The sequence below is a fragment of the Salinicola endophyticus genome (assembly GCF_040536835.1).
In the GTDB taxonomy this organism is placed as follows: domain Bacteria; phylum Pseudomonadota; class Gammaproteobacteria; order Pseudomonadales; family Halomonadaceae; genus Salinicola; species Salinicola endophyticus_A.
This window is the reverse complement of the sequence record NZ_CP159578.1, coordinates 873,762-899,899: the sequence shown is the minus strand read 5'-3', so window position 1 is coordinate 899,899 and position 26,138 is coordinate 873,762. Positions and strand designations below refer to the sequence as shown.

The window sequence follows — 26,138 nt, the reverse complement described above, 5'->3', positions numbered from 1 at the left end:
GTTGGCCGCGGTGCCCGCGCCTGAGGCACAATAGGCGCCCCTTTCTCATCGCCGAGTGCCCCGCTGCCTGCATGAACCTGATTCTGCTCGAACCCGCCGACTGGATCGACGCCACCCACGCCCGCGTGGGCGACCCACGCCGCCTGACTCATCTGCGCGAGGTGCATCGTGCCGCCCCCGGCGACAGCCTCACCGTGGGCGCACTCGACGGCGCCATCGGCCGCGGCGAGCTGCTGACGCTGAGCGCCAGCGAGGCGCTGTTGCATGTCCCCGCACTCGACCGCGAACCGCCAGCGCCGCTGCCGGTACACCTGCTGCTGGCACTGCCACGCCCGCGCATGCTGGCGCGCAGCCTCGAACACATCGCCGCGCTGGGCGTGAAGCAGCTGACGCTGATGCACACGCGCCGGGTCGAGAAGAGCTACTGGCAATCGCCAGAGCTGCGCCCCGAGAAGATCCACCAGCACCTAGTGCTGGGGCTGGAGCAGGCGCGCGATACCCGCCTGCCCGAAGTAACCCTGGAGACTCGCTTCAAGCCGTTCGTCGAGGATCGTCTGCCGGCACTGCTGGCCGGCCGGCGCGGGCTGATCGCCCATCCTGGCATGCCGCGGGCCTGCCCCCGTGGGATCGACGAGCCGACGCTGCTGGCGATCGGCCCCGAGGGCGGCTTCGTCGATTACGAGGTGGCCCGCTTCGAGGAAGCGGGGTGCGAGGGGGTCCATCTGGGCGAGCGCATTCTGCGCGTGGAGACTGCGGTGACCGCGCTGCTGGCGCGCCTGTTCTGAACCGATGACGACACATCCGGACGGGCAAGGACAAGCCTGAACGGCCGATGACCAGCCGCCTGCGCGCAACGCCAGGCACGGCCATCCCAGGCACGGCGGCGAGGGGTCAAGGCACCAGCCAGCTTGCCGGGTCCTGGCTGAGCTCGACCCCCAGAAAGCGCCGCGCGGCGACGCTCAGGTTGTCCAGTCGCGCCTGGCTGATCGCTGCCGACTCCAGATGCAAGAGCGTCGGCAGCGGGCCGACATCCACCGCCATGCGCTTGAGCCAGCGGTAGTCGAGGGTCGCGTCCACCGGACGGCTCTCCATCCACAGCAGCGCATGCCCGGGTGCTGCGCGCGGCGCCTCGGCCAGGGTCACCGGCGCCCAGTGCCGCCCGCTGCGCTCGTTGAGCGACTTCAGCAGACTCTCCAGCGCGCCGCGCCGGGGTTCGCCCAGCACCAGCAGCGGCCAGCGATCACGCTGGCGCTGCCAGGCGCGCAGTCCGGCGGCCTGATCGCTCACCGCTCGGCGGCCGCCGCCGCCCCGCCAGCGCCCTTGGCGCGACGCAGGGTGTGGTGGGCACTCAGCGCATCCATCAGGCCTTCGAGCAGCGCCTTGGGCCGCCGCCCGCAGCGACGCTGGGCAATATCCGACAGGCGCGCACGCACGTCCGTGGCCCAGCCGGCTTCCGCCTGGGCCAGATGCAGTGCCAGAGCAGCCAGCGCCGCCGCGAGCTGCCAGCGATGGGCACGCTCCTCGAGCTCCGGGCGACGCGTCTTGAGCAGCCGCTCGGCCTGCTGAGTCAGGCTGGGCAGGCCTTCCAGCGCCAGCGCCGCGGCCAACCGCGAACCGCTGTCGAAGCCGGTGCGGGCACTACCGATCCAGAAGCGCCGTCCCAGCTGGCGGCCATCGGCCTCGTCGTGCCAGGTGCCTTCCCAGGCGATCACCGGCAGCCCCTCGCCATCACCACGGCGCTTGGCCAGGGTGGTCTCCAGACGCTTGAGATCGAGACGCGCCTGACGCCCGCGATGGAACATCGTGATCCCCGGCTGCGCTTCACCCAGCGCCAGCGCCTCGTCCAGACGCAGCCACTCGCCGCTATGGCGCACCCGGCGGCTGGCGCTGGTGGCGGCGAGCCAGCTGCGTCGCTGCACGTCGAGCCCGGCGAGCAGCTCGACATCCGGCAACTGGTTCAGCAGGTGCCACTCGGCACCCAGCGAGTCGGCCCAGGCAAAGCGCGCTTCGTCACCCGCCGGCAGTTCGTGGCGCGGCCACACCAGCGGCTGCGGCATGCCGTGGGCATCCAGCGCCACCAACGGCATCGCTTGCCCCTGGCCGCGCACCGGGGCCGGCTTGGACCACCATAGCGCGCGCGGCGCCCCCTCTCCGCGCAGCCCGGCCTGACGGTTCGCACTCATCATGCGTGCGGCGAAGGCGCCGCTCTCGGCGCCATGGTTGCGCGGCCAGGCGTGCTCCAGCCAGGCCATCCCCTGGACCTGTCGGCGCAGCGTGGCGAGCGTGGTCTCCAGCGCCTCGCCCTGGCGTAGCACGCCCTGGGAGAGTGCCTGCTGACGCGCCTGGGCCGGCGCCGCCGGGGCACTGCCCGCGGCGCGCGAGAACGGCGACTCGCCACCATGGTCGAGCGCTTCACGCAACAGCGCTTCGCGATCCACCGGCTCCAGATCTTCCGGCACCCGCTGTCCGCGCGAGAGATAGCAGAGCTTGAGCCCGTGGCGCATCAGCACGTCCAGCACCGGCCCCAGGCGCGCGGCCTCGTCGAGCTTGGTCAGAATGCAGCCCCACAGCGGCTCGCCAGCCTCCTGCGAGGCGCGCTGCCACGCCTCGACCACTTGCTCCAGGGTATCGCCGTGACGCGCGGCATCGAGCACCAGCAGCCGGCGCACGCTGACCGGCGCGGCGCCGAGGCGGGCGATTTCGCCCATCAGGCGCTGGTCGCGCTGGCTCATGCCGACGGTGTCGATCACCATCATGCGCTTGCCGCCGGAGCGTCCCATCAGCCCGCGGCGGGGCTGGGCCAGACGCCCCAGCAGCGCCCCCAGGTCGCCCTGTTCGTCGAGCGCATGCACTTCCACACCGAGCAGGCGCGCATAGATGCGCAGTTGCTCGGCGGCGCCGATACGGTAGCTGTCGGTGGTCACCAGCGCGGCCTCCCGCGGGCCGTGACGCATCACGTAGCGCGCCGCCAGCTTGGCCGTGGTGGTGGTCTTGCCGGCACCGGTGGGGCCGACCAGGGCGAACAGCCCGCCGGCCTCGAACAGCGCTTCTTCGCTGTCCAGCACCTCGAGGCGCGCCGCGAGCTGGCGCTCCAGCCACGCCTGCCAGGCAGGCGTCTCGGCCTCCTCGGCGGACTCGTCGAGCAGCGACGCTGGCAGCGTCTCGAGCAAGGTTTCGCACAGCACGTGGCTGAAACCGGCCTGGCTCAGCTGACGCAGGATGGCATCGCGTACCGCCTGCCCCGGGGCAGGCGCCGGGGCAGCGGTCTCGCGCAGCAACGCCCGCATGTCCTCGAGCATGCGCCGGTTGAAGGCTTCCCAGGCTGCCGGCGACTCGGCCGCGGCGCTCTCGCTCGCCGGCGTGCCGTCACTCTCGCCTTCGCCCGCGGGCCCGGCCAGCGCCTGGGCGTGGGCCTGCTCGGACATGGCGACGATCTCGACGCCACCGTCGACGACGCGGTTGGATAGGATCAGAACGTCCTCACCCAGAGCCTGGCGTATCTGACGCATGGTCTCCCGGGTGTTGGCACCGGTGAATCGCTGCACTCCCATGACTCGCCTCACGGCGCCGCGACGAGCGATGCACGAGGGCATCGCGCCGCGGCGCTCTCAAAACCGATGAAAGCGCCGAGTGTGACACGGCGCGGCGGGTGGCAAACAGTGGAAAAGACGCCGAATCGCGATCCAAGGAACCCCTGCCTAAATGCCTGCACGAGCGAATGACTACGTTGCGCGGTACTCGAAGGCTCGCCTAACCCCATGTTATGTCTCGCCCTCTGCGTTCCGTGCGCCTTGTCCCTCATCTCGTTCGACGATTTATTCAGCGCTTCCCCAATCGGCCCCCGCCACGCCGACACCGGGGTCATGCTGACCGGCGCGGCATTGCGCAGACAGGACGGCCGCCGTCAGGGCGTCTCGAGGCGCTGGATCAGCGCCTGAGTGGGATAGCCGTCCGGGGTGACACCGATCGAACGCTGGTAGGCGCGCAGCCCGGCCCGGGTATTGGGGCCGACCCGCCCGTCCGGCGTGCCGACGTCGAAGCCACGGGCGTTGAGCGCCTGCTGCATCTCGCGCACCTGGGTCCGGGACAGCGCCGGCTCCGAACGCGGCCACTGCCCCTGGATGCCGGGCCGCCCGGCGATGCGATCGGCAAGCGTGGCGACCGCCAGGGCATAGCTGGTGGAGGCGTTGTAGCGCATGATCACACGGAAATTGGGCCCGACCAGGAACGCCGGCCCCTCTGCCCCGGCCGGGGCGATGACCGAGGCCTCGGCGAAATCGGGCAGCGCCCCGCCGCCGACGCGAGCCACACCCTGGGCCGCCCATGCCTGGCTCGAGTGGCGCACCGAGAGTTCGGTCTGGGCATAGTCGAAACCGGCCGGCAGGGTCACTTCGGCGCCCCAGGGCTGGCCGCGCTGCCAGCCGGACTTGGCCAGGTAGTTGGCGGTCGAGGCCATGACGTCGGGAATGCTGCCCCAGATATCGCGCCGGCCGTCGCCGTCGCCATCCACGGCGTAGGCAAGGAAGCTGGAGGGAATGAACTGGGTGTGGCCCATGGCGCCGGCCCAGGAGCCGCGCATGTGGTCGCGATCGATATCGCCGTTCTGCAGGATCTTGAGCGCGGCCATCAGCTCGCCCCGGGCGAACGCCTGGCGGCGCCCTTCGTAGCCCAGCGTCGAGAGCGCGTCGATGGTCTCGAAGCTACCGAAATTGCTGCCGTAGTTGCTCTCCACACCCCAGATCGCGACCACGATGCTGCCGGGTACGCCGTAGCGCTGCTCGATGCGCTCGGCCAGGGCCTGATGGGCGGCCAACCGCGCGCGCCCGTTGGCGACACGCTGATCCGAGACCGCGCTATCCAGATAGCTCCACACCTGGCGGGTGAACTCGGGCTGGGAGCGGTCGAGCTCGATCACCCGCGGCTGATAGGTGGCGTGGTCGAAGGCCTCGGCCAGTGTCGCCCGGTCGATCCCCTCGCCGGCGGCCTGGCGACGAAAATCTGCGATCCAGGCGTCGAAGCCGGCACGCGCCTGCGGCGTGACCTGCTCGGCATCAGCGTCGGCGCGGGGCGTGGCGCTAGCGCTCGCCGAGGCACCGGCCTTATCGTCGGCCCCGGACGCCTGGGCGGCAGTGTCGGGCGCCTGGCTCGACGCCGGGGTGGCGGCCACGCTCTGACAGCCGACCAGGGCCAAAGAGAGGCAGAGAGAGAGGGTCAGGGACCCTTTGAGGGGAGCAGAACGCGTCACGATGCACTTCCTTTATGCTGGGAATCCTCGCGCCCTCGCCTGGCAGGCGTCGGCGTCAGCCCAGTGTAGCGCATCCCGCACGATCCCCGCGTGCTCCCAGGGTCGTGCGCCAAGTCGACGCGCGCCGACAGGGTTTACCCAACATCTAGTAACGATCGAACCAGGACCCCGTACTACGCCGCGGCGGCGCAGCGGGCGTTGGCTCACGGTGGCGCGGTGTCTCTTGGCGCAGCACGGTCACGGACCCGGCCGACTGAACATCGGGCGCGCCTTCGGCACGCAGGAAACCGGGCTCGCTGCCGCCGGACGGGTCGATGCACGAGGGCTGGAAACGGCTGACGTCGGCGCCATAGACCTGCTGGCGGCGCAGATACTCATGCCACAAAAGCTCGTGGCGCAGGTAGCGCTGCGGATGCTCGGCCCCGGCCGTACTATCCAGGCGCTCGCACAGCGCGTAGAGCTGACGCGCCGAGACGCAGCCCAAGGCGCGCCAGCGCAGCAGCTCGCGCACATCCTCGGGGTCCCATTCGCCCGGCGCGTCACGCAGCTGGCGCAGGCGTGCCTGGGCCGCCGGCTCCCCCCCCGACATCGTCGCCGCCAGCGGCTCGACGTCACCGAGCAGGCTACCGAGGGGCGGCAACCCGCGCGGGGCGTCGAACGGCCAGGGCGGCAGCGTGAACGGCTGCCCCGGACTCCTCGGTGCCAGGGCGCTCCTGCCCCGCGAGCGGGTGACGAACTCGCCGAAGGAGAACTCACGCATCTCGGTGTCATCATGCTGAGCCGGGAACAGCGGCGAGTCGGGCAGCACGCAGAGCTGGCCCGGCGCCAGCGCCGCCTGCACCAGCCGGGTCGTGGCGCTCTCGTTGCCCCCCTCCATGGCGTGGGTGATCACCCGCTGGGCACCGACCCGCTGGGCCAGCCGCGGCAGCAGTTGCTCGGGCTCGCCGACACACACCAGCAGGTCACTGCCTCGTGTCAGCAGCGTGCCGCGCAGATCGATCAGGCTCTGCCACAGCAGCGCCCACTGGGGCGACGTCTGCGCCGGCATCGCCTTGTCCAGCCAGCACGGTTCGAGCACGAAGACACATAGCAACGTCTCTGCGTGCGGTTCGACCGCCAGCAGATCGTTGTCGCTCAGGCGCAGATCGCGCCGGAACCAGATCAGATCGCAGGAAGATTCCATGCCGCCGCCTCTAGACTCGCGGGCTGGCTACCCGGCCATCGAGGCAATAGCTCCAGCCTGGCACTGCTTCGATGGCCGATTCCCGCTGCTGGAGACATCCAGGCGGTAGAGCGCGCCAGCCCACTATATTTGTACAAAAGCTATCACTACACAGAATTCATGTACAACGAATCCGCCATCCAATCGCTATGGCTCCCCCCAGGGCGGCGTGATACAGTCGTTAACGAGCGCCGGCTCGGTTACTCAAATATCCAATACTTTCAAGCCTTTCGGGCCCAGGCGAGAAAGCCGCGCTGCCCCGGAATGCCTATCACCGAGCTTGGGCCGTGCACGTGCGCCGTATCAGAGAAACGTTTTGAGTCGAAGCCGCGTGTTCGGCCGTAGACGCACAGCAAGCCTGACCAGCGTTCCACGAGAGAACGCCGCAGCCCCGGCGACGCCGGGCGCACCCTGCACGAACAGCGCTGTTGCAGCACGTTTCTCGAACGTGCAAGTCACGAAGCGCTTATCAGAGAGGAGAGACACCATGCCGGGCCACATGCCTAGCCAGCTGTCGCTGACATGCGCGACCTGCCGTATCGGTGCCCAGACTCCGTCGTCCCACGCTGGCATGCTCACCCTGAAAGGCCGCACCCCGGCGTGGATGCTGGCACCGCGTGGTGCGCGTCGCCCCTACCTGACCGATCCGCCCTGCCTGATCTGAGCCTGCCCGCTGTCCGTCACGCCGTGGCGGGGTGCGTGCGCCAGCGCCGCCATCCATCGGCGGAAACCGTGCCGCTCCGGCGGCCCAGTTCATCCGACCAACGCGTATCTCCTGATGTCCAGCGCTAGCACGCTGAGACGTGGACGAGTCCCTGAGAGTGGGCGAGATCGCCTACACTAGGACCGCCGGGCGCCATCACACCGGCCCCTCGACATACGCAGAGAGTCAGCCCGAGCCACCTGGTCTCGTCGGCTGTCCGTTCGGGTCCTTGAGAAGAGCGACAACTTCATGTCATTGCCGCTGATCGTGCTGCTACCCCTGTTGGGCAGCCTCATACCGCTGTTGAGCTCCAATCGACAGCGCAATCTCAATGCGGGATCGACCGCGATTCTGCCCGCCATAGCGCTGGCCATCGCGCTCTACCACGCGCCCCGCGTGCTCAGCGGGGAGGTCCCCCGCTTCAGCCTCGCCTGGGTGCCGCAGCTGGGGCTCGACCTGGCCTTCCGACTCGACGGGCTGTCGCTGCTGTTCGTGATGCTGATCCTCGGCATCGGTCTGCTGATCATCCTCTACTCGCGCTACTACCTGGCGCCCGAGGACAGCATGCCGCGCTTCTATGCCTATCTGATGCTGTTCATGACCTCGATGCTGGGCATCGTGATGGCCGACAACCTGCTGCTGCTGTGGGTATTCTGGGAGCTGACCAGTCTCTCCTCGTTCCTGCTGATCGGCTACTGGTACAAACAGAGCGAGGCGCGCCGCGGCGCGCGCATGGCGCTGACGGTGACCGGCATGGGGGGGCTGGCGATGCTCGCCGGTTTCCTGCTGCTCGGCCATATCGTCGGCACCTTCGACATGCAGACGGTGCTCGACAGCCGCCAGCTGATCCAGGCCGACCCGCGCTACCTGCCGGCGCTGCTGCTGATTCTGCTCGGCGCCTTCACCAAATCGGCCCAGTTCCCGTTCCACTTCTGGCTGCCGCACGCGATGTCGGCGCCCACGCCGGTCTCCGCCTTCCTGCACTCGGCGACCATGGTCAAGGCCGGCGTGTTCCTGCTCGCGCGCCTGCACCCGGCGCTTGCCGGCTCCCATCTGTGGCTCTACATCGTCACCCTGACCGGCCTGGTGACGATGATCTACGCCGCCTACTTCGCCCTGCTCAAGTACGACCTCAAGGGCGTGCTGGCGTTCTCCACCGTCAGCCATCTGGGCATGATCACCATGCTGTTCGGGCTCGACAGCAAGCTGGCGGTGATCGCGGGGCTGTTCCACATCATCAACCACGCCACCTTCAAGGCGTCGCTGTTCATGTCCTCGGGGATCATCGACCACGAGACCGGCACCCGCGACATCCGCAAGCTGAGCGGGCTGCGTCACAGCATGCCGATGACCGCGGCACTGGCCGGACTGGCGGCGGCATCGATGGCCGGCGTGCCGCTGCTCAACGGCTTCCTGTCCAAGGAGATGATGCTGACCGAGGCGCTCGGCAGCGGCATCCTCGGCGGCCTGGCGTGGCTGATCCCGGTGCTGGCGACCCTCGGCAGCGTGCTCTCGGTGGCCTACTCGCTGCGCTACGTGCGCAACGTCTTCTTCGGCCCGGCAGCCACGGATCTGCCCAAGACGCCGCACGAGGCGCCCTTCATGATGCGCCTGCCGATGCTGCTGCTGGTGGCGCTGTGCGTGCTCATCGGTCTGCTGCCGGCGCTGATGGTGACCGGTATTCTCGAAGCCGCGGGCCAGGCGACGATCCTCGCGCCACGCCCGGAACTGCACCTGGCGATCTGGCACGGTTTCAACCTGCCGCTGCTGATGAGCGCCATCGCCCTGGCCGGCGGCGTCGCCATCTACAGCGTGCGCCGCACCCTGTTCAGCTTCCAGCGCCAGTTCCCTCAGCGCAATGCGCTGATGCTGTTCGAGTACGCGGTGCGCCAGCTGCTCGGCGCCACCCAGCGCGGTATCGACCGTCTGGAGAACGGCTCACTGCAGCGCTACATGCTGTGGCTGATCGTGGTGGTGCTGTTCCTTACCGGCAGCGGGCTGCTCGATCTCACCCAGTTGAAGGGCGAGCTGCCGCTCAAGCCGCTGGATGGCCTCCTGGTGGTGGGCGCGTCGATCACCATTCTCGCCGGCCTCGGCACCGCCGTGCTGCATCGCCGCCGCCTGGTCTCGCTGATGATGCTCTCGGTGGTGGGGCTGATGGTGTCGCTGGCGTTCGCGCGCTTCTCGGCGCCGGACCTGGCGCTGACCCAGCTGGCGGTCGAGGTGGTCACGGTGATCCTGCTGATGCTGGCGCTGTTCTTTCTGCCCCAGCGCACGCCCAAGGAGTCGAGCGGCGCGCGCATCGTGCGCGACGTGCTGCTGGCGGCCAGCTTCGGCGGCATCGTCGCCAGCCTCAACTACGCCCTGCTGACACGCTCACTCGACAGCATCTCGGGCTACTTCCTCGCCAACAGCGTCAGCGGCGGCGGCGGTCACAACGTGGTCAACGTCATTCTGGTCGACTTCCGCGGCTTCGATACCCTGGGCGAGATCACCGTGCTGTGCATCGCCGCCATCGGCATCTACAAGCTGCTCAATCGCCTGCGCCTGTTCATGCCGTCGAGCGACAGCGAGGGCCGGCCGTGGTCGAAGGATCTGCACCCGATGCTGCTGGCCACGGTGTCGCAGAGCCTGCTGCCGCTGGCGCTGCTGGTCTCGGTGTTCATCTTCCTGCGTGGCCACAACGAACCCGGCGGCGGCTTCATCGCCGGCCTGGTCACCGCGGTGGCGCTGATCCTTTTGTACATCGCCCGCGGCGTCGACTGGGCGCAGCAGCGCCTGACCTTCCAGTACCAGCCGATTGCGGTGGCCGGAGTGGTGATCGCCGCCCTCACCGGCCTCGGCAGTTGGCTGTTCGGCCACAACTTCCTGACCTCGGCGTTCGGTCACTTCGCGATTCCCTATATCGGCGAAGTGGAGCTGGCCACCGCCATGCTGTTCGATCTCGGCGTCTATCTCACCGTGGTCGGCGCGACGCTGATGATCCTGGCCAACCTGGGCAAATTGACCACGCGTCACCGGCCCAGCAAAGAGAACGAGAAGGAGACCGTCTGATGGAAGCGCTCTACGCCACCGTAACCGGCTTTCTGGCGGCCAGCGGTCTCTACCTGGCCCTGCGCGGGCGCACCTTCCCCGTGGTCGTGGGGCTGACGCTGCTCTCCTACGCGGTCAACCTGTTCCTGTTCTCCACCGGCGGCCTCACCACCGACGGCGCCGCGGTGATCCAGGATGGCAAGACCCACTATGCCGACCCGCTGCCCCAGGCGCTGGTGCTCACCGCCATCGTGATCGGCTTCGCCATGACCGCGTTCTCGGTGATTCTGGCGATGCGCGTGCGCGGCGACCAGGGCAGCGATCAGGTCAACGACCAGCGCGGCGATGACGCCAGGGAGGAGAAGTCGTGATGCAGCATCTGATCATCCTTCCCATCCTGCTGCCGCTGTTCACCGGGCTCGCGATGCTGATCAAGCGCGACGCCACCATGCAGCCGCGGCGCACCATCGGCCTGGTGAGTACCGCGCTGCTGGTCGTGATCAGCATCGCCCTGGTGGTCGAGAGCAGCAACGGCCAGATCCGCTACTACGCCCTGGGCGACTGGCAGCCGCCGTTCGGTATCATCCTGATGCTCGATCGCCTCTCGGCGCTGATGGTGTGCCTGACCAGCGTGCTCGCCCTCGGCAGCCTGGCGTACGCCTGCGCCGGCGACGACAAGAAAGGCAGCAATTTCCATGGGCTGTTCCAGCTGCAGCTGATGGGGATCAATGGCGCCTTCCTCACCGGCGACATGTTCAACCTGTTCGTGTTCTTCGAAGTGTTGCTGATCGCCTCCTACTCGCTGCTGATGCACGGTGGCGGCAAGGACCGCACCCAGGCGGGCTTCCACTACGTAGCACTCAACCTGGCCGGTTCGGCGATGTTTCTGATCGCGCTCGGCGTGCTCTACGGCACCACCGGCACGCTCAACATGGCGGACATGGGCCAGCGGGTCGCCCAGCTCGACCCCGAGCGCCTGGGGCTGCTCAAGGCCGGAGCCTTCCTGCTGCTGGTGGTGTTCGGGCTGAAGTCGGCGATCCTGCCGCTCTACTTCTGGCTGCCGCGGGCCTATGCCAGCGCGCCAGCGCCGGTGGCAGCCCTGTTCGCGATCATGACCAAGGTGGGGATCTACGCCATTCTGCGCGTCTACACCCTGATCTTCGGCGACAGCGCCGGCGACCTGGCCAACTTCGTGCAACCATGGCTGTGGTGGTTCGCCCTGGCGACGGTCGCGCTGGGCGGGGTCGGCGTGCTCTCGGCCCGCGACCTGCGCACCCAGGTCGCCTATCTGATCCTGATTTCGGTGGGTACCCTGCTGGCCGGCGTGAGCATGGACCGCGTGGCCTCGCTCTCGGCACTGCTCTACTACATGCTGCATACCACTCTGGTCAGCGGCGGCCTGTTCCTGCTCGCCGACGCCATCGCCGACCAGCGCGGCAAGGCCGGCGCGCGTATCGTACCCGGCCGCGGCGTCACCCAGCCGGCGCTGCTGGGGCTGGCCTACTTCGTCGGGGCGATCACCGTGGTCGGCCTGCCACCGCTGTCCGGGGCGATCGGCAAGGCGCTGCTGCTCGACGCGGCGCAGCCGAGCGAGCAGCCGTGGCTGTGGCCGCTGCTGCTGCTGTCGAGCCTCGCCGGGCTGGTGGCGATGGGCCGCAGCGGCTCCACCATCTTCTGGAAGGCAGGCAAGCCCGACCCCGAAGGGCCGCGGCTCAAGCCGAGCATGCTGGCGGGGCTCGCCCTGCTGCTGGGCGCCTCGCCGCTGCTGGCGATCTTTGCCGGCCCGATCACCGCCTTCACCCAGGCGAGCGCTGCTCAGCTGCTCGACCCCGGCGCCTATACCCAGGCGATTCTCGCCCCGACTTCTGGAGGTGACTCATGATTCCTCCCGTACGCTGGCTACCGATGCCGGTGCTGTCGCTGCTGCTGCTGCTGGTATGGCTGCTGCTGCAGCAGAGCGTGGCCCTCGGCCAGTGGCTGCTGGGTGGCGTGCTGGCCGTGGCGATTCCGTTGCTGTGCCGCCCGTTCTGGGAGCGTCAGCCGCGCATCAAGCGCCCGCTCAAGCTGCTGCACTACCTGGGCCGGGTACTCAAGGACATCGTGGTGGCCAACCTCGAGGTCTCCAAGCTGATTCTCGACCCGCGCGGGCGCATGCGCCCGGCGTTCGTCGAGTACCCGCTGACGCTGACCGAGAACTTCCCCATCACCATTCTCGCCAGCACCATCACGATGACCCCGGGCACCGTGTCGGCCCACCTGCGCCTGGACAACCGCACGCTGCTGATCCACGCCCTCGACGTCGCCGACATCGACGGCCTGATCGCCGAGATTCATCAGCGTTACGAACGCCCGCTCATGGAGATCTTCGAATCATGATCGCTACCGCGCTGTGGATCGCCCTGGCGCTGTTCAGCGCCGCTATCGCGCTCAACTTCTATCGCGCCGTGATCGGCCCCAGCCTGCCGGACCGAGTGCTGGCGGTCGACACCATGTACATGAACTCGATCGCGCTGATCGTGCTGTTCGGTATCTGGGTCAACAACAAGGACTACTTCGAGGCGGCACTGCTGATCGCCATGCTCGGCTTCGTCAGCACCATCGCCGTGTGCAAGTACCTGCTGCGCGGCGACATCATCGAATAGCCAGCGCCACCGACTAGGAGAGCCAATCATGCTGGACACGCTGCTCGAAGGGGCGATCGCCTTCATGCTGATCGCCGGCGGGATCTTCGCCTTCATCGGCTCGCTGGGGCTGACCCACCTCAAGGACTTCTACATGCGCCTGCACGGGCCATCGAAGACCACCACCCTAGGGGTGGGGTGTACCCTGATCGGGTCGCTGATCTTCTTCAGTCAGGAGAATGGCCCGGTGATCCAGGAGCTGCTGATCACCATTTTCGCCTTCATCACCGCGCCGGTATCGGCGCACATGCTGGCCAAGAGCGCGCTGCATCACAAGCTCAAGCCGGACCCGCGGACCCGCGGCAATCCGCAGGAGCTGGAGAGCGACCGATCCAAGCACACGGTGGAAGAAGCGCCCCAGGGCAACTCGCCGCTGCCCTGACACCAAGGCTGTTAAAGTCGCCGTGACCGCGCAGATGAAGAAACGCGACCGAAACCCAAGGCGACACCCGGCGAGAGAGCCAACAAGAGAACAAAAGGGGCGCCGCTTGGCGCCCCTTTCTTCGCTGGATCATGAGTGCAGAGATAGGCTCACCAGCCAGCCGTGTTCTCCGCCACCAGCTGGCTGAGCAGATGGATATGCTCGGGGCGGTCGTTGAGCGCCGGGATATAGCGATAGCGCCCACCCCCGGCCTCCTGAAAGTATTCACGATTCTCGGCGTCGATCTCTTCCAGGGTCTCGAGACAGTCGGCGGCGAACGCCGGGCTGATCACGTCGACACACTCGGTCTTGTCGGCGCCCCACTGCTTGAGCGTCTCGTCGGTGTAGGGTTTGAGCCACTCTTCCCGGCCGAAGCGCGACTGATAGCTCTGGAACCAGCTACCCTCCTCGAGCTCGAGCGCCTCGGCGAGCAGCGCGCTGGTGCGCTGGCAGTGGCGACCGTAAGGGTCGCCGTTGTCGACATAGCGTTTGGGTATGCCGTGATAGGACATCAGCAGGCGCCCGCGATCGCCCAGGGTCTCCCAGTGTTCGCGTACGCTGGCGGCGAGCGCGGCGATATAGTCCGGGTGGTCGTGGTAGTGATTGACGAAGCGCAGTTGCGGCAGGTGCGGGCAAGGGGCCAGCGCCTTGGCCAGACGCTGGAAAACGGCACCGGTAGTGGTTCGCGAGAACTGCGGATAGAGCGGCAGCACCAGGATCTTGTCGACTCCGGCATCGCGCAGCGCCAGCCCGGCCTGCTCCATGCTCGGCTGACCGTAGGTCATCGCCAGCTCCACCGGAATCGCCTCGCCGGTGCGCTCGGCCAGCGCCGAGGCCAGCGCGCGCTGCTGGCGCCGCCCGATCGCCAGCAGCGGCGAGCCCTCCTCCTGCCACACCGAGGCATAGGCCTTGGCCACCTTGGGGGGACGAATGCGCAGAATCACCCCGTGCAGAATCGGCCACCACAGCCAGCGCGGCGCGTCGATCACCCGCGGGTCGCCCAGAAACTCCGCTAGATACTCTCTCACCGCCTTGGCCGTGGGCGCCGCTGGCGTTCCCAGATTGACCAGCATGACTCCGTAACGGGCCGCCATATCCTCTCCTTGTCTGCCGATACATCACTTGGCGACAGTCTACCACTCCCGCCTTGCTTAACCGCGATTAACTTATACGATGAACATCATGTGTATAAGTCATGGATAAGATCATGTCGCGCCCCCTGATCCTGATACTCGGCGACCAGCTCAGCGAGACACTCGACGTTCTCGTCGAAGCGCCGGACGATGCCCTCATCGCGCTGTGCGAGGTCCGCGCCGAGGGCGAGTACGTGCCGCACCACCCGCAGAAAATCGTGATGCTATTATCGGCGATGCGCCACTTCGCCGACACCCTGCGCGACAAAGGGTATCAGGTGCACTACAGCGCGCTCGATGATGACGATAACCACCACGACCTGCTCGAAGAGGCGGAGCGCCTGGCCGAGGCCTACGCCTGCGACGAGATCCGCGTCACCCATCCCGGCGAGTGGCGGCTGTTCGAACGCATCCAGCGCCGCGGCACCCGCTGGCGGCTCTACCCGGACAACCGCTTCTACTGTTCGATCGATGCCTTCGGCGAGTGGATGGCGGGACGCAAGCGCTTTCGCATGGAAGATTTCTACCGTCACATGCGCAAGCAGACCGGGCTCTTGATGCACGCGGACGAGCCGGCCGGCGGCCAGTGGAACTTCGATCATGACAACCGCGCGCCGATCGACCAGGGTCTCGACTTCCCCACCCCACCGCGTCACCGCATGGACGCCACCACTCAGGCGGTGGCCGAGCTGGTAGCGACGCACTTCGGTGAGCATTTCGGCACCCTCGAAGGCTTCAACTGGGCGGTGACTCGGCGCCAGGCGCTGGGTGATCTGCGTCACTTCATCACGCATGCGCTGGCCGACTTCGGCACCTACCAGGACGCCATCAGCGACAGCGAGCCGCTGCTCTACCACTCGCGCCTCGCCGCGGCGCTGAACATCGGCCTGCTCTCGCCACAGGAGGTGTGCGAGGCGGTGGAGACGGCCTGGCAGGACGGGCACGCGCCGATCAACGCCGCCGAAGGCTTCATCCGCCAGATCCTCGGCTGGCGCGAGTACGTGCGCGGCATCTACTGGCAGCGCATGCCCGGCTACAAGCAGGAGAATCGGCTCAACGCCCGCCGCGGTCTGCCAGCTTTCTACTGGAGCGGTGATACCGATCTGCGCTGCCTGCATCGGGCGATCGAGATGACCCGCGACAACGCCTACGCGCACCATATCCAGCGGCTGATGGTCACCGGCAATTTCGCCCTGCTGTGCGGCGTCTCTCCCGCCGCCCTGTGCGATTGGTACCTGGCGGTCTATGCCGACGCCTTCGAATGGGTCGAGCTGCCCAATACCCTTGGCATGACCCTCTATGCCGACGGCGGCTACCTCGGCTCCAAGCCCTACTGCGCGTCGGGAAAGTACATCGACCGCATGTCGGATCACTGCCGCCACTGCCGTTACGACGTCAAGCAGGTGACCGGCGGCGACGCCTGCCCGTTCAACAGCCTCTACTGGCACTTCCTGGAGCGCCATCGCGAGCGACTCAAGGGCAATCAGCGCATGAAGCTGATCTATGGCAGCTGGGACAAGATGGCGCAGTCGCGCCGCGAGGCGATCCTGGCGCAGGCGGGGGCCTTTCTCGAGCGTCTGGATACCGAGCCGCCTTACGGCCGCGGCGAGCACGCCGAGGGTTATCAGCGCCGCTGATACGCGCGCACGCCACCGCTATCGGGCAAGTCCTCGTCGACTTGCCGCGGTGAGTGTGTGAAGCGTTGGATTGATTAGGATCGAGGCGCGGGTTCAGCGCCCGAGCGAGCGCTCAGAGAAGCGGTCAGCGAAGCGCTCAGAAGACCAGCGGCATGCGTGACAGCAACGGATCGTGGTAGTGCGGCTCGTGGCCGACGATCTCGTCGTTGGCGACCTGCTGAACGAGATAGGCACGGTGGATACCGGCCTGCTTGAGTTCCCCGTAGACATCGTCGAGCGCGCGGAACAGCATCGGCTTGCCGCGGCGTGTCAGTACCTGGGTCGAGCCATCTTCCGGCTCCACCATCACCTGGTAGTAGCGGCTACCGGCGTGGGCGATGACGCGAATCTCGAAGTTGTCGTGATCGCGGGAAAAGCGTGTGAGCTCCTTGAGGTCCATGGTTCCCTCCTGTTCGGGTTGCATGTGCGAATACGGCGTTCAGCCATCCCTGCTGGACACCCGGCTGGCGCTTGGCCTGGCTGGCCTCGCGCATCCTGACCATTAGGTCGGATTCTTGTTAAGACTATATGTCAGTGGCGACATTTGCAGCATAAGAACGCCACCCTAGGATCATCGCTGCGGGTAGCGCTGCTCGCCGCGCAAGCTGACCACCACACGCCCGTGGGGCGCCCGCTTGGCCGCGCTCTTGAAGCGGCTCCAGAGGTCACCGAAGCTGTCGATGCGAGCATTCACCGGCACCCGCAGCGCGGTGATGGACAACCGTGTGTGGGGGAAGAAGCGCAGCTGGTCGAAGCGGTCCTTGGCCTCGAAGCCGCCAGCGCGGCGCTCGGTCTCCGGCAGCAGCTTGAGGCTCTCGGCGGCGAAGTTCTGCTGCAGTGCGGCCAGCCGAAGGTGCAGGCCAGCGGGGCTTTCGAGCAGCAGAATGAAATCGTCACCGCCGAGATGGCCGAGAAAGTCCTCACGCTCCAGGGCTTCGCTCAGTACCCGCGCCAGGGTCAGGATCATCTGGTCGCCCAGGGCATAGCCGAAGCGATCGTTGAACGGTTTGAAGTGATCGAGATCGAGATAGCAGGCGACGAAGGGCGTGTTCTGACGCTGATAGTGCTCGAGGGCGGCGCGGATCGGCCGGTTGCCCGGCAGCTGCGTCAGCGGATTGGCCTGACGCGCCAACTGAACCTGCTGCTCGGTGAATAGCTGCAGCAGGTTGATGACATGCCCGATGCCCAGGTAGCGGCCGGCGTCGGTGATGATGAAATCCTCATCGCGCATCGACTCGTCGCGGCCGGTCACCTTGCGCGAGACCTGCTCCAGCGGCTCTCCCGCCTCCACACAGAGCGCGCGCTGCTGCATCACCGTCTCGACCGGCTGGCGGCCGTGGAGATCGAAACCGTAGCGCTTGCCCAGCAGCGTCATCAACTGCTGACGCCCGAGCAGGCCGAGCGGCTGGTGACGCTGGTCGACCACGGCCAGGGCGTTGGCGCTCGGCAGGCGACTGAAACACTCCGCCGCCTCGGCCACTCTCGTCCCGATGCTCAGCGTCGGCAACGCCACGCTGAGGCGGCGGATCTCGGTCACCGCGACACTCTGGCGCCGCGCCGCGGCCAGCGCGACCAGCTGCGTTTCCAGCTGGGCGCGCTGGTCCTGCGGCGTGGGGCTGGGCCGCGCGAACAGCCAGCCCTGGTAGAAATCGGCCCCCAGCTCCACGAGCGCCTGCAGCTCGCCCTCGCGCTCGACCCCTTCGGCGACCACGCGACTCCCCAGACTGTGGGCGATATCGACGATCGAACGCACGAAACGGCGCTTGACCCGGTCGCGGTCGAGGCCGCTGACGAAGTGGCGATCGAGTTTGACGTAATCGGGGTTGAGCTGCGACCACAGGCGCAGCCCGGCATAGCCGTCGCCGAGGTCATCCAGGGCGATGGCGAAACCCATCGCCTGGTAGTGCTGGGCTGCCTCCGCCATCAGCCCCGGGTCGATGCCCGGCGACTGCTCGGTGATCTCGATCACGATCTGCTGCGGGCTCAGGCCGTGGGCCGCCAGCAGCGCCACGGTCTGGCCGCCGATGTGCGACGGATCGATCAGCACTTCGGGGGTGACATTGAGAAACAGCAGCTCGCTGAGCCCGGTGGCGACCCAGCCCTCGACCGCACGCTCGCGGCAGAGCCGCTCCAGTGGCGCCAGCTGGCCGGTCTCGCGGGCGGCATCGAAGAGCGGCAACGGCGTCGCGTAGGGCGATCCCCGAGGGCCGCGGGCCAGCGCCTCGTAGCCCAGCACCCGGGCGGTCGGCACGCTGACGATCGGCTGGAAATGCATGCATAGATCGCGCGTATCGAGCAGCCGCTGAAGTGGGCAAACGAGGGGCGCAGTCGGGGCAGGGTTCATGCCCGCCAGGGTGGCAGCCGCGCATGACAGTCATATGACAGCGCGCCCGTGGACAGGCTCCGCCGCCGTTCGCGCGGCACCCGGCACGGCCTCTGCCGGGCGTGGGGCCGGCGCCTACTGGTAGGCGGAGGGGTCGATCGCCTTGCCCAGGGAGTTGCGGTCGATCCAGCGCCCCGCCTTGGCTTCCTTGTAGCGGAATACCACGCGGTCACCCACTACCACCGGCAGCTCCGCATCCTCGGTCTGGTAGCTGTAGAGTTCGCCGTCCACGGTCAGCCAGTGCCGATAGAGATCCGGCATACCCAGCCACTCCTTGAACGGCCCCTCGCGTTCGAGCTTTTCCAGTTGCCCGCGAACCTCGATCTTGGGGACGCGTTGGCGCCGTCCGCGCTGAAAACCGCCTGCCATAGGTGTGACTCCTCAAGCCTTTGATGCGTTACTCGTAATGCTGGCCATAGCTGTCCGGGGCCAGGTCCTCGAATCGGGTGTACTTGCCGATGAACGCCATGTGTACGGTACCGATGGGGCCGTTACGCTGCTTGCCGATGATCAGCTCGGCCAGCCCCTTGTTGTCGGGATTATCGCTATTGTAGACCTCGTCACGGTAGACGAAGGCGATGACGTCGGCGTCCTGCTCGATAGCACCGGACTCGCGCAGGTCCGACATCACCGGGCGCTTGTTGGGGCGCTGCTCGAGCGAACGGTTGAGCTGAGACAGCGACACCACGGGGCAGTTGAACTCCTTGGCCACGCCCTTGAGCGAGCGCGAGATCTCGGAGATCTCCGCGGTGCGGTTCTCGGACAGCCCCGGTACCTGCATCAGCTGCAGGTAGTCGATCATCACCAGCCCGATGTTGCCGTGCTCACGGGCGATACGCCGCACCCGCGAGCGCAGTTCGTTGGGCGACAGTGCCGGGGTGTCGTCGATGAACAGCTGCTTGTCCTTGAGCAGGTTGACCGCCGAGGTCAGCCGCGGCCAGTCCTCGTCCTCGAGCTGGCCGGTCCTCACCCGGGTCTGGTCGATACGCCCCAGCGACGACAGCATACGCAGCATCAGCGACTCCGCCGGCATCTCCATCGAGAACACGATCACCGGCTTGTCGCCGGCGACCACCGCATGCTCGACCAGGTTCATGGCGAAGGTGGTCTTACCCATCGACGGGCGCCCGGCAATGATCACCAGATCCGAGGGCTGCAGCCCCGAGGTCATCTCGTCGAGGTCGCGAAAGCCGGTCGAGATGCCGGTCATCTGGCCCTTCATGTTGAACAGCTCGTCGATGCGGTCGACCGCCTTGGTCAACAGCTGACTCATGCCCTGAGGGCCGCCGAACTTGGGCCGCGACTCGCTGATCTGGAACACCAGCCGCTCGGCCTCGTTGACCAGTTCGTCGGAGGCGCGCCCATCCGGGGAGTAGGCACTGTCGGCGATCTGGCGCGAAGCCTGGATCAGTTTGCGCAGGGTGGCCCGCTCGCGCACGATATCGGCATAGGCGCGAATGTTGCCCGCCGAGGGCGTGTTGCGCGCCAGTTCCGCCAGGTAGGCCAGCCCGCCTACGCTCTCGAGCTGATCGCGCCGCTCCAGCGCTTCCGACAGAGTGACCACGTCGAGCGGCTGAGTGGCCTCGGCCAGCTCCGCCATGGCGTTGTAGGTGAGGCGGTGCTCCTGACGGTAGAAGTCGTCCGCCACCAGCCGCTCGGAAACCGTGTCCCAGCTGGAGTTGTCGAGCATCAGCCCGCCCAGCACCGACTGCTCCGCCTCCAGCGAGTGCGGCGGCAGCTTGAGCTTGGCCGTCTCTTGATCGTTATCGACGCGTTCGTTCATGCCTGGCCATCACCCTCGACAATCCGCTGGCGGAATTTGCCGTACATTATTTGCCGCACACGATTTGCCGCACATTCTACCCAGCCGGCGCCGCGACTCGCCACGCCCGCCAGCGCTTCTCGGCCGTGCCGGCCTTTCGCGACACGCGCCCATGCAAGACATGCGCCCATGAAAAAAGGCACGTGGGGCCGGGGCCCCACGTGCCTTGAGCGTCGCTGCGCGGGGAAACCGATTACTCGGCAACCACCACGACGCGAACGCTGGTGCTGACTTCGGCGTGCAGCTGCAGCGCGATGTCATATTCGCCGGTCTGGCGAATCGGACCTTCCGGCATGCGCACTTCGCTCTTGGCGACGTCGAGACCGGCCTGGACCAGCGCTTCGGCCAGATCGCGCGGACCGATGGAACCGAACAGCTTGCCTTCGTCGCCCGCTTTGGCGACCAGCGACAGTTCGATCTCGGACAGCTGTTCGGCACGGCTTTCGGCTTCCGCCTTGCGTGCAGCGGCCTGGGCTTCGAGCTCGGCACGCTGGGATTCGAACGCGGCGACGTTGTCCTTGGTGGCCGGCACGGCGAGACCGTAGGGCACCAGGTAGTTGCGGCCGTAGCCGGGCTTGACGGTGACCTTGTCACCCAGTTCGCCAAGCTTGCCGATGTTATCGAGCAGAATGACTTCCATTCTCGTGAACCTCTCGTCAATCACTGCGTGTCAGGCGACCGCGAAAATCCGCGAAGGTATCCACCAGTGCCAACAGCAGTACAATCAAAATCGTGGGCCAGGTAGTCAGCAGCAGCGCATAGAAGCCGACCAGCCAGAACCCGCTCATTCCCTTCACACCGATCAAACCATGAACCAGCGCCACGCCGGCCACCAGCAGCGGCACCCAGGCCAGCAGGCTGACGGCAGGTACTGCCAGCAGCATGCCTAGCGCAGTGGCACCGAGCAGCAGCGCCAGCTGCCCGCGCGACAGTTTCAGGGTGTGAAACTCCGCGCGGAAGCCGCCGGGGTTGTATAGCCCCGCCTGCCAGCTGCGGGCCAAAGCCAGACAGCCGATGCTCACCATCAGCACCACCAGGCCGGTGACTCCGCCGATGACCAGTGCGGCCATCTGCTGGGTGTCCACGCCCTGGGCCGAGAGCCGGTCCAGCATGCTGGAGACTTCGGCCGAGCTGCGCCGCAGCTCGTCGAGCAGCGGGCCGGCACCGCCGGCGGGCACGAAGATGCCCAGATGGACCAGCACCATGCACACCGAAGTGCCGGCGAGCAGCGTCTCGGTCCAGCGCATCCGGGCCCGCAGCACGGTGGCCATCAGCGCCACCAGCAGAATGCTCGCCAGCGGCACCGAATCGCCCTCCATCCACCACCAGCCGGCGGGGATGGCGGCGGCGATCAGCACCGGCGCGGCACTGGTGAGGCCGCGCCGCAGCGTGACCAGCCCGGCGACCGCGGCACTGAACCAGAACAGCCAGGGCACCAGCGCCGTCAGCGCTGCCACACCTACCGCCTGCGGCGTACCGCGCATGATCCAACGGGCCAGTCCCAGCATGACGCCTCGCTATGGTTGTCCGGGCCGGATTACTGGTGGCTGTCGGAGTACGGCAGCAGGGCCAGGTAGCGCGCGCGCTTGATGGCGGTAGACAGCTGACGCTGGTAACGCGCCTGGGTACCGGTAATACGGCTGGGAACGATCTTGCCGGTTTCGGTGACGTAGGCTTTCAGCGTATCGATGTCTTTGTAGTCGATGTACTTCACGCCTTCGGCGGTGAAGCGGCAGAACTTACGACGACGGAAAAAACGTGCCATGTGAATCTCTCCTCGAGCAGTGATCAGTTGGCTTCGGTAGCGGTTTCGGAACGCTCGGAACGCTCACGGTCGCCACGCTCGGAGGACTTGTCGTCACGACGACGGCTGCCCTTGTCGTCGGCCGGCTTCATCATCGGCGATGCTTCGGTGACGGCTTCCTTGTTGCGCACGATCATGCTGCGGATGATGGCGTCGTTGAAACGGAAGATGTTCTCGATCTCATCGAGGGTCTCGCCGCTGCACTCGACGTTCATCAGCACGTAGTGCGCCTTGTGGATCTTGTTGATCGGGTAGGCCAGGTGGCGACGGCCCCAATCTTCGAGACGATGCACGGTGCCGCCGTTTTCGGTGACGAGGCTGGTGTAGCGCTCGACCATGGCCGGAACCTGCTCGCTCTGGTCCGGGTGGACCATGAACACGATTTCGTAGTGACGCATGTTAGCTCCTTTCGGTTTGGCAGCTTCTGCGGGGTGATCGCGGTCACGCGCACCGCGAGAAGCAAGGAGTCGATTCCGGATCGCGCAAGCCCGCCACGCGCCGGATATTCGGACCTGTGAACGCCTCGCCGCTCCGTTGCCGGAACGTGCGAGCGCGGCTCTGCGAGCAGAGCCTGCCCACAGAACCGCGTAATTGTAGAGATCGAGGCGACCATGCGCAACCGCCGATACCGTGACGGCAGCAACGAAAGCGGGCCGGAGATGGCGTGTCACAGAGACGACGCCGCGGCGATGAGACGCGACCGTCCCTGCCGGCGATGCGCGCCCAAAGCGCAGCGAGGGTGGCGTCAGCCGCGCGCGGTGTGGCGCTGGCGCACCACCTCGAACAGGCACACGCCGGCGGCGACGGAGACGTTGAGACTGGTCACCTGCCCCTGCATCGGCAGCTTGACCAGCGCATCGCACGCCTCTCGGGTGAGACGCCGCATGCCCTTGCCCTCGGCGCCCATCACCAGCGCACAGGGGCCGCTGAAGTCGGCCTCGAACAGCAGCGTGTCGGCCTCGCCGGCGGTGCCGGTGATCCACACCCCCTGCTGCTTGAGCTTCTCCAGGCAGCGCGCCAGGTTGGTCACCTGGAACACCGGCACGCTCTCCGCCGCGCCGCAGGCGACCTTGCGTACCGTGGCGTTGAGCGGCGCCGACTTGTCCTTGGGCACGATCACTCCGTGCACCCCGGCAGCGTCGGCACTGCGCAGACAGGCACCCAGGTTGTGCGGATCGGTGATGCCATCGAGGATCAGCAGCAGCGGCGGCGTCTCCTCCTGCCACTGCTCCAGCCGCCACCACAGCGCGGTCTCGTTCTCGGCCACCAGCGGCGGGCAGAAACCGACCACCCCCTGATGCGCCGCCGGCCCCGATAGCGCATCGAGCACCTCGCGGGTGACCCGCTTCAGCTCGCAGCCGGCGGCATGCGCCTCGGCCAGCAGATCGTCGAGACGCTGCTCGGCGTGCCCCTGCTGGACCCACAGCACCCGTGGCGGCTGCTCACGCGCGAACAGCGCACGCACCGCGTGCACGCCGTAGACCGGTTCCAGGCCGTCGGGCGTGCGCGGACGCTCCGGCGCGGGCCGCGACTTGTTTCGCCCACGCTCGCGCTGAGGCCCCCGCGCCATCAGCGCTTACCGCGCCGCGGCCCGCGCGAGCGGCGCTGGCCGCCGCCGTTATCGTCGCCGCCCTGGCGCTCACGCTTGCCCGGGCGCTGCTTGCGCTTGCGCGGCGCCTGCTCGGTGGACGCCTCGCTGGCACCACCGCCATCTGGCTTGCGCGTGCGCGGCGTCTTGCGGTGGCGCGGTGCCGCGTCGGCGAGATCGAAATCGATCTTGCGGTCGTCGAGGTCGACCCGCGCCACGCGCACGGTGACGCCATCGCCCAGACGGTAGGCAACGCCGCTGCGCTCACCCTTGAGGCGGTGCTTCTCGGCCTCGTAGTGGTAGTAGTCGGAGGGCAGCGAGGTGACGTGGACCAGCCCCTCGACGTAGACGTCATCGAGGCGCACGAAGATCCCGAACTGGGTCACCGAGGCGATGGTGCCCTCGTAGGTCTCGCCCACCTTGTCGGAGAGGAACTCGCACTTGAGCCAGTCGGTGACATCGCGGGTGGCGTCGTCGGCACGCCGCTCGGTCATCGAGCAGTGCTCGCCCAGCTCCACCATCTGCTCGAAGGTGTAGGGGCACCAGGTGGTCGGCTTCTCGACCGGCGCGCCCTCGGCGCGCATCACCGTCTGGGTCTGGCGCGGGCCGCGGATCACCGAGCGGATGGCCCGGTGCACCAGCAGGTCGGGGTAGCGGCGGATCGGCGAGGTGAAGTGCGCATAGGCCTGATAGGCGAGGCCGAAGTGGCCCTCGTTGTGCGGCGAGTAGACCGCCTGGCTCATCGAACGCAGCATCACCGTCTGGATGATGTCGGCGTCGGGGCGGTCCTTGATCACCTCGCGCAGGGCCTGGTAATCCTTGGGCGAGGGGTCGTCACCACCGCCCAGGGTCAGGCCCAGCTCGCCGAGGAATACCCGCAGGTTCTCCAGGCGCTCGCTGGCCGGCGACTGGTGCACGCGATAGAGCGCCGGCAGGTCGTGCTTGTCGAGGAAGCGCGCGGTGGCCACGTTGGCCGCCAGCATGCACTCCTCGATCAGTTTGTGAGCGTCGTTGCGGGTACGCGGCACGATCTTCTCGATCTTGCGCTCGTCGTTGAAGACGATCTGGGTTTCGGTGGTCTCGAAATCGATCGCCCCGCGCGCCTCGCGGGCCTGGCGCAGCACCTTGTAGAGCGCATGCAGGTTCTCCAGCGATGGCACCAACTCGCGGTAGCGCTCGCGCAGCGCCTGCCCTTCCTCACTGTCGCCCTCATGCAGCATGGTGCCGACATCGGTGTAGGTAAGGCGGGCGTGGGAGCGGATCACCGCCTCGTAGAACTTGTAGCGGCTGATATTGCCGCTCTGCGAGATGTTCATCTCGCACACCATGGTGAGGCGGTCGACGTGCGGGTTGAGCGAGCAGAGGCCGTTGGAGAGCAGCTCCGGCAGCATCGGCACTACCTGGCCGGGGAAGTAGACCGAGTTGCCGCGCACATAGGCTTCGTTGTCGAGCGCACTGCCGCCGCGCACATAGTGGGAGACGTCAGCGATGGCGACGATCAGCTTCCAGCTGCCGGACTTGGTCTTCCACGCACACACCGCGTCGTCGAAATCCTTGGCGTCCTCGCCGTCGATGGTGACCAGCGGCGTATCGCGCAGATCGATGCGCGCACGCTTGTCCTCCTCCAGGACCTCGGCGGAGATGCCGGCGATCTGCTGATCCACCTCGGGCGGGAACTCTGCCGGGATATCGTGGGTGCGGATGGCGATGTCGATCTCGAGCCCCGGGTCCATGCGCTCACCCAGCACTTCGACCACTTCGCCCACCGGCTGCTGGCGGGTCTCCGGCTGGCGGGTGATATTGACCGAGACGATCTGACCATCCTTGGCGCCCTGGCTGGCGCTGTGCGGGATGATCACCTCCTGACTGATGCGCGAGTTCTCCGGGATCAGCACCGCGAACTCGGGGGAGTTCTGGCGGAAGACACCGACCAGGGTCTGGGTGTTGCGCGCCAGCACCTCGACGATGGTGGCTTCGTCGCGCCCGCGGCGGTCGCGGCCGCTGACCCGCACCAGCACCACGTCGCCGTCGAACACGCGGCGCATCTGGCGCGGCGGCAGCACCAGGTCGGGCTTCACGCCATCGTGGCGGATCAGGAAGCCCATGCCGTCGCGGTGCCCCTGAACACGCCCCTTGATCAGATCGAGCTTGTCGATCAGCGCATAGGCGCCCTTGCGGTCGCGCAGAATCTGGCCATCGCGCTCCATCGCGGCGAGACGACGACGCACCGCTTCCTGCTGGTTGTCGTCCTGGAGCCCGAGCATGGCGCTCATGTTCTCATGGGTGATCGGCTTGCCGTACTCCTCGAGCCGAGCGAGCAGATACTCGCGGCTGGGTACGGGATTGTCATATTTTTCCGTTTCGCGAGCCGCGTGCGGATCGTCGTCCAACGTCCAATGAGTCATGCAGCCATCGTCCTTGCTTCAG

The 26,138-nt window shown here is 67.2% G+C and carries 24 protein-coding genes; 9 read left to right on the top strand and 15 right to left on the bottom strand.

Going from position 1 to position 26,138, the window contains the following annotated elements; translation table 11 throughout:
* Positions 1 to 71 precede the first annotated feature (71 nt).
* On the top strand, positions 72 to 785 hold the full coding sequence (locus ABV408_RS04280; RefSeq protein WP_353981213.1) for a 16S rRNA (uracil(1498)-N(3))-methyltransferase: 714 nt from the start codon (positions 72 to 74) through the stop codon (positions 783 to 785).
* Between the two features lie 106 nt (positions 786 to 891).
* Here ABV408_RS04280 and ABV408_RS04275 read toward each other — a convergent pair whose 3' ends face one another.
* From ABV408_RS04275 to ABV408_RS04260, 4 genes are all read right to left on the bottom strand, one after another.
* Entirely contained in the window at positions 892 to 1,287 is a 396-nt protein-coding gene (locus ABV408_RS04275; RefSeq protein ID WP_353981212.1) for a hypothetical protein, read from the bottom strand.
* Positions 1,284 to 3,551, bottom strand: a complete 2,268-nt coding sequence (gene flhF, locus ABV408_RS04270; RefSeq protein ID WP_353981211.1) for a flagellar biosynthesis protein FlhF — start codon at positions 3,549 to 3,551, stop codon at positions 1,284 to 1,286. Before flhF ends, ABV408_RS04275 begins: the two co-directional genes overlap by 4 nt.
* Before the next feature lie 353 nt (positions 3,552 to 3,904).
* Positions 3,905 to 5,245 (bottom strand): lytic murein transglycosylase, encoded by a 1,341-nt coding sequence (locus ABV408_RS04265; protein ID WP_353981210.1) that lies wholly within the window; start codon positions 5,243 to 5,245, stop codon positions 3,905 to 3,907.
* A gap of 145 nt (positions 5,246 to 5,390) precedes the next feature.
* Positions 5,391 to 6,428: a deoxyribodipyrimidine photo-lyase gene (locus ABV408_RS04260; protein WP_353981209.1), complete on the bottom strand. Its 1,038-nt coding sequence runs from the start codon at positions 6,426 to 6,428 to the stop codon at positions 5,391 to 5,393.
* 526 nt (positions 6,429 to 6,954) lie between these two features.
* Here ABV408_RS04260 and ABV408_RS04255 point away from each other — a divergent pair.
* The 7 genes from ABV408_RS04255 to ABV408_RS04225 all read left to right on the top strand — a co-directional run bounded on the left by ABV408_RS04255 (position 6,955) and on the right by ABV408_RS04225 (position 13,266).
* Positions 6,955 to 7,131 (top strand): hypothetical protein, encoded by a 177-nt coding sequence (locus ABV408_RS04255; protein ID WP_353981208.1) that lies wholly within the window; start codon positions 6,955 to 6,957, stop codon positions 7,129 to 7,131.
* A 288-nt stretch (positions 7,132 to 7,419) separates the two neighbouring features.
* Positions 7,420 to 10,224 (top strand): monovalent cation/H+ antiporter subunit A, encoded by a 2,805-nt coding sequence (locus ABV408_RS04250; RefSeq protein ID WP_353981207.1) that lies wholly within the window; start codon positions 7,420 to 7,422, stop codon positions 10,222 to 10,224.
* A complete protein-coding gene (locus ABV408_RS04245; protein ID WP_353981205.1) occupies positions 10,224 to 10,574 on the top strand; it encodes a Na+/H+ antiporter subunit C in 351 nt (116 codons plus the stop codon). Before ABV408_RS04250 ends, ABV408_RS04245 begins: the two co-directional genes overlap by 1 nt.
* Complete coding sequence (locus ABV408_RS04240; RefSeq protein WP_353981204.1) at positions 10,571 to 12,085, top strand: monovalent cation/H+ antiporter subunit D; 1,515 nt, start codon at positions 10,571 to 10,573, stop codon at positions 12,083 to 12,085. Before ABV408_RS04245 ends, ABV408_RS04240 begins: the two co-directional genes overlap by 4 nt.
* Positions 12,082 to 12,579, top strand: coding sequence for a Na+/H+ antiporter subunit E (locus ABV408_RS04235; RefSeq protein WP_353981203.1), 498 nt, complete (start codon positions 12,082 to 12,084; stop codon positions 12,577 to 12,579). The genes ABV408_RS04240 and ABV408_RS04235 overlap by 4 nt, the downstream gene beginning before the upstream one ends.
* The gene (locus tag ABV408_RS04230; protein ID WP_035472357.1) at positions 12,576 to 12,845 is read left to right on the top strand and encodes a K+/H+ antiporter subunit F; all 270 of its coding nucleotides are present in this window, start codon (positions 12,576 to 12,578) and stop codon (positions 12,843 to 12,845) included. The genes ABV408_RS04235 and ABV408_RS04230 overlap by 4 nt, the downstream gene beginning before the upstream one ends.
* 28 nt (positions 12,846 to 12,873) lie before the next feature.
* Positions 12,874 to 13,266: a Na+/H+ antiporter subunit G gene (locus tag ABV408_RS04225; RefSeq protein ID WP_353981202.1), complete on the top strand. Its 393-nt coding sequence runs from the start codon at positions 12,874 to 12,876 to the stop codon at positions 13,264 to 13,266.
* A gap of 149 nt (positions 13,267 to 13,415) precedes the next feature.
* Here ABV408_RS04225 and hemH read toward each other — a convergent pair whose 3' ends face one another.
* On the bottom strand, positions 13,416 to 14,399 hold the full coding sequence (gene hemH / locus ABV408_RS04220) for a ferrochelatase (RefSeq protein WP_353981201.1): 984 nt from the start codon (positions 14,397 to 14,399) through the stop codon (positions 13,416 to 13,418).
* A 113-nt stretch (positions 14,400 to 14,512) separates the two neighbouring features.
* Here hemH and ABV408_RS04215 point away from each other — a divergent pair, with 113 nt between their 5' ends.
* The gene (locus ABV408_RS04215) at positions 14,513 to 16,075 is read left to right on the top strand and encodes a cryptochrome/photolyase family protein (RefSeq protein ID WP_353981200.1); all 1,563 of its coding nucleotides are present in this window, start codon (positions 14,513 to 14,515) and stop codon (positions 16,073 to 16,075) included.
* Between the two features lie 136 nt (positions 16,076 to 16,211).
* Here the strand turns inward: ABV408_RS04215 and ABV408_RS04210 are convergent, their stop codons facing one another.
* The 10 genes from ABV408_RS04210 to rnr form a co-directional block, all read right to left on the bottom strand.
* On the bottom strand, positions 16,212 to 16,514 hold the full coding sequence (locus ABV408_RS04210) for a DUF6482 family protein (protein ID WP_035472366.1): 303 nt from the start codon (positions 16,512 to 16,514) through the stop codon (positions 16,212 to 16,214).
* Between the two features lie 171 nt (positions 16,515 to 16,685).
* On the bottom strand, positions 16,686 to 18,389 hold the full coding sequence (locus tag ABV408_RS04205; RefSeq protein ID WP_353981199.1) for a bifunctional diguanylate cyclase/phosphodiesterase: 1,704 nt from the start codon (positions 18,387 to 18,389) through the stop codon (positions 16,686 to 16,688).
* Positions 18,390 to 18,572: 183 nt separating this feature from the next.
* Complete coding sequence (locus ABV408_RS04200; protein WP_035472372.1) at positions 18,573 to 18,866, bottom strand: hypothetical protein; 294 nt, start codon at positions 18,864 to 18,866, stop codon at positions 18,573 to 18,575.
* A gap of 28 nt (positions 18,867 to 18,894) precedes the next feature.
* Positions 18,895 to 20,280, bottom strand: coding sequence for a replicative DNA helicase (dnaB, locus tag ABV408_RS04195; protein ID WP_035472375.1), 1,386 nt, complete (start codon positions 20,278 to 20,280; stop codon positions 18,895 to 18,897).
* 232 nt (positions 20,281 to 20,512) lie between these two features.
* Positions 20,513 to 20,959: a 50S ribosomal protein L9 gene (gene rplI, locus ABV408_RS04190; protein WP_035472378.1), complete on the bottom strand. Its 447-nt coding sequence runs from the start codon at positions 20,957 to 20,959 to the stop codon at positions 20,513 to 20,515.
* 16 nt (positions 20,960 to 20,975) lie between these two features.
* Positions 20,976 to 21,827: a hypothetical protein gene (locus tag ABV408_RS04185; protein ID WP_353981197.1), complete on the bottom strand. Its 852-nt coding sequence runs from the start codon at positions 21,825 to 21,827 to the stop codon at positions 20,976 to 20,978.
* A 29-nt stretch (positions 21,828 to 21,856) separates the two neighbouring features.
* Positions 21,857 to 22,084, bottom strand: coding sequence for a 30S ribosomal protein S18 (rpsR, locus tag ABV408_RS04180; protein ID WP_035472385.1), 228 nt, complete (start codon positions 22,082 to 22,084; stop codon positions 21,857 to 21,859).
* 23 nt (positions 22,085 to 22,107) lie between these two features.
* On the bottom strand, positions 22,108 to 22,521 hold the full coding sequence (rpsF, locus tag ABV408_RS04175; RefSeq protein WP_110674708.1) for a 30S ribosomal protein S6: 414 nt from the start codon (positions 22,519 to 22,521) through the stop codon (positions 22,108 to 22,110).
* Between the two features lie 347 nt (positions 22,522 to 22,868).
* Positions 22,869 to 23,693, bottom strand: coding sequence for a 23S rRNA (guanosine(2251)-2'-O)-methyltransferase RlmB (gene rlmB, locus ABV408_RS04170; protein WP_353981196.1), 825 nt, complete (start codon positions 23,691 to 23,693; stop codon positions 22,869 to 22,871).
* A complete protein-coding gene (rnr, locus tag ABV408_RS04165) occupies positions 23,693 to 26,116 on the bottom strand; it encodes a ribonuclease R (RefSeq protein WP_353981195.1) in 2,424 nt (807 codons plus the stop codon). The genes rlmB and rnr overlap by 1 nt, the downstream gene beginning before the upstream one ends.
* Positions 26,117 to 26,138 lie beyond the last annotated feature (22 nt).

Excerpts from the sequence above, each read along its gene's own strand:
- ABV408_RS04280 (WP_353981213.1), top strand. The coding sequence starts at position 72 with ATGAACCTGATTCTGCTCGAACCCGCCGACTGGATCGACGCCACCCAC.
- flhF (WP_353981211.1), bottom strand. The coding sequence starts at position 3,551 with ATGGGAGTGCAGCGATTCACCGGTGCCAACACCCGGGAGACCATGCGT.
- ABV408_RS04260 (WP_353981209.1), bottom strand. The coding sequence starts at position 6,428 with ATGGAATCTTCCTGCGATCTGATCTGGTTCCGGCGCGATCTGCGCCTG.
- ABV408_RS04255 (WP_353981208.1), top strand. The coding sequence starts at position 6,955 with ATGCCGGGCCACATGCCTAGCCAGCTGTCGCTGACATGCGCGACCTGC.
- ABV408_RS04250 (WP_353981207.1), top strand. The coding sequence starts at position 7,420 with ATGTCATTGCCGCTGATCGTGCTGCTACCCCTGTTGGGCAGCCTCATA.
- ABV408_RS04245 (WP_353981205.1), top strand. The coding sequence starts at position 10,224 with ATGGAAGCGCTCTACGCCACCGTAACCGGCTTTCTGGCGGCCAGCGGT.
- ABV408_RS04235 (WP_353981203.1), top strand. The coding sequence starts at position 12,082 with ATGATTCCTCCCGTACGCTGGCTACCGATGCCGGTGCTGTCGCTGCTG.
- ABV408_RS04230 (WP_035472357.1), top strand. The coding sequence starts at position 12,576 with ATGATCGCTACCGCGCTGTGGATCGCCCTGGCGCTGTTCAGCGCCGCT.
- ABV408_RS04225 (WP_353981202.1), top strand. The coding sequence starts at position 12,874 with ATGCTGGACACGCTGCTCGAAGGGGCGATCGCCTTCATGCTGATCGCC.
- hemH (WP_353981201.1), bottom strand. The coding sequence starts at position 14,399 with ATGGCGGCCCGTTACGGAGTCATGCTGGTCAATCTGGGAACGCCAGCG.
- ABV408_RS04215 (WP_353981200.1), top strand. The coding sequence starts at position 14,513 with ATGTCGCGCCCCCTGATCCTGATACTCGGCGACCAGCTCAGCGAGACA.
- ABV408_RS04210 (WP_035472366.1), bottom strand. The coding sequence starts at position 16,514 with ATGGACCTCAAGGAGCTCACACGCTTTTCCCGCGATCACGACAACTTC.
- ABV408_RS04205 (WP_353981199.1), bottom strand. The coding sequence starts at position 18,389 with ATGCATTTCCAGCCGATCGTCAGCGTGCCGACCGCCCGGGTGCTGGGC.
- ABV408_RS04200 (WP_035472372.1), bottom strand. The coding sequence starts at position 18,866 with ATGGCAGGCGGTTTTCAGCGCGGACGGCGCCAACGCGTCCCCAAGATC.
- dnaB (WP_035472375.1), bottom strand. The coding sequence starts at position 20,280 with ATGAACGAACGCGTCGATAACGATCAAGAGACGGCCAAGCTCAAGCTG.
- rplI (WP_035472378.1), bottom strand. The coding sequence starts at position 20,959 with ATGGAAGTCATTCTGCTCGATAACATCGGCAAGCTTGGCGAACTGGGT.
- ABV408_RS04185 (WP_353981197.1), bottom strand. The coding sequence starts at position 21,827 with ATGCTGGGACTGGCCCGTTGGATCATGCGCGGTACGCCGCAGGCGGTA.
- rpsR (WP_035472385.1), bottom strand. The coding sequence starts at position 22,084 with ATGGCACGTTTTTTCCGTCGTCGTAAGTTCTGCCGCTTCACCGCCGAA.
- rpsF (WP_110674708.1), bottom strand. The coding sequence starts at position 22,521 with ATGCGTCACTACGAAATCGTGTTCATGGTCCACCCGGACCAGAGCGAG.
- rlmB (WP_353981196.1), bottom strand. The coding sequence starts at position 23,693 with ATGGCGCGGGGGCCTCAGCGCGAGCGTGGGCGAAACAAGTCGCGGCCC.
- rnr (WP_353981195.1), bottom strand. The coding sequence starts at position 26,116 with ATGACTCATTGGACGTTGGACGACGATCCGCACGCGGCTCGCGAAACG.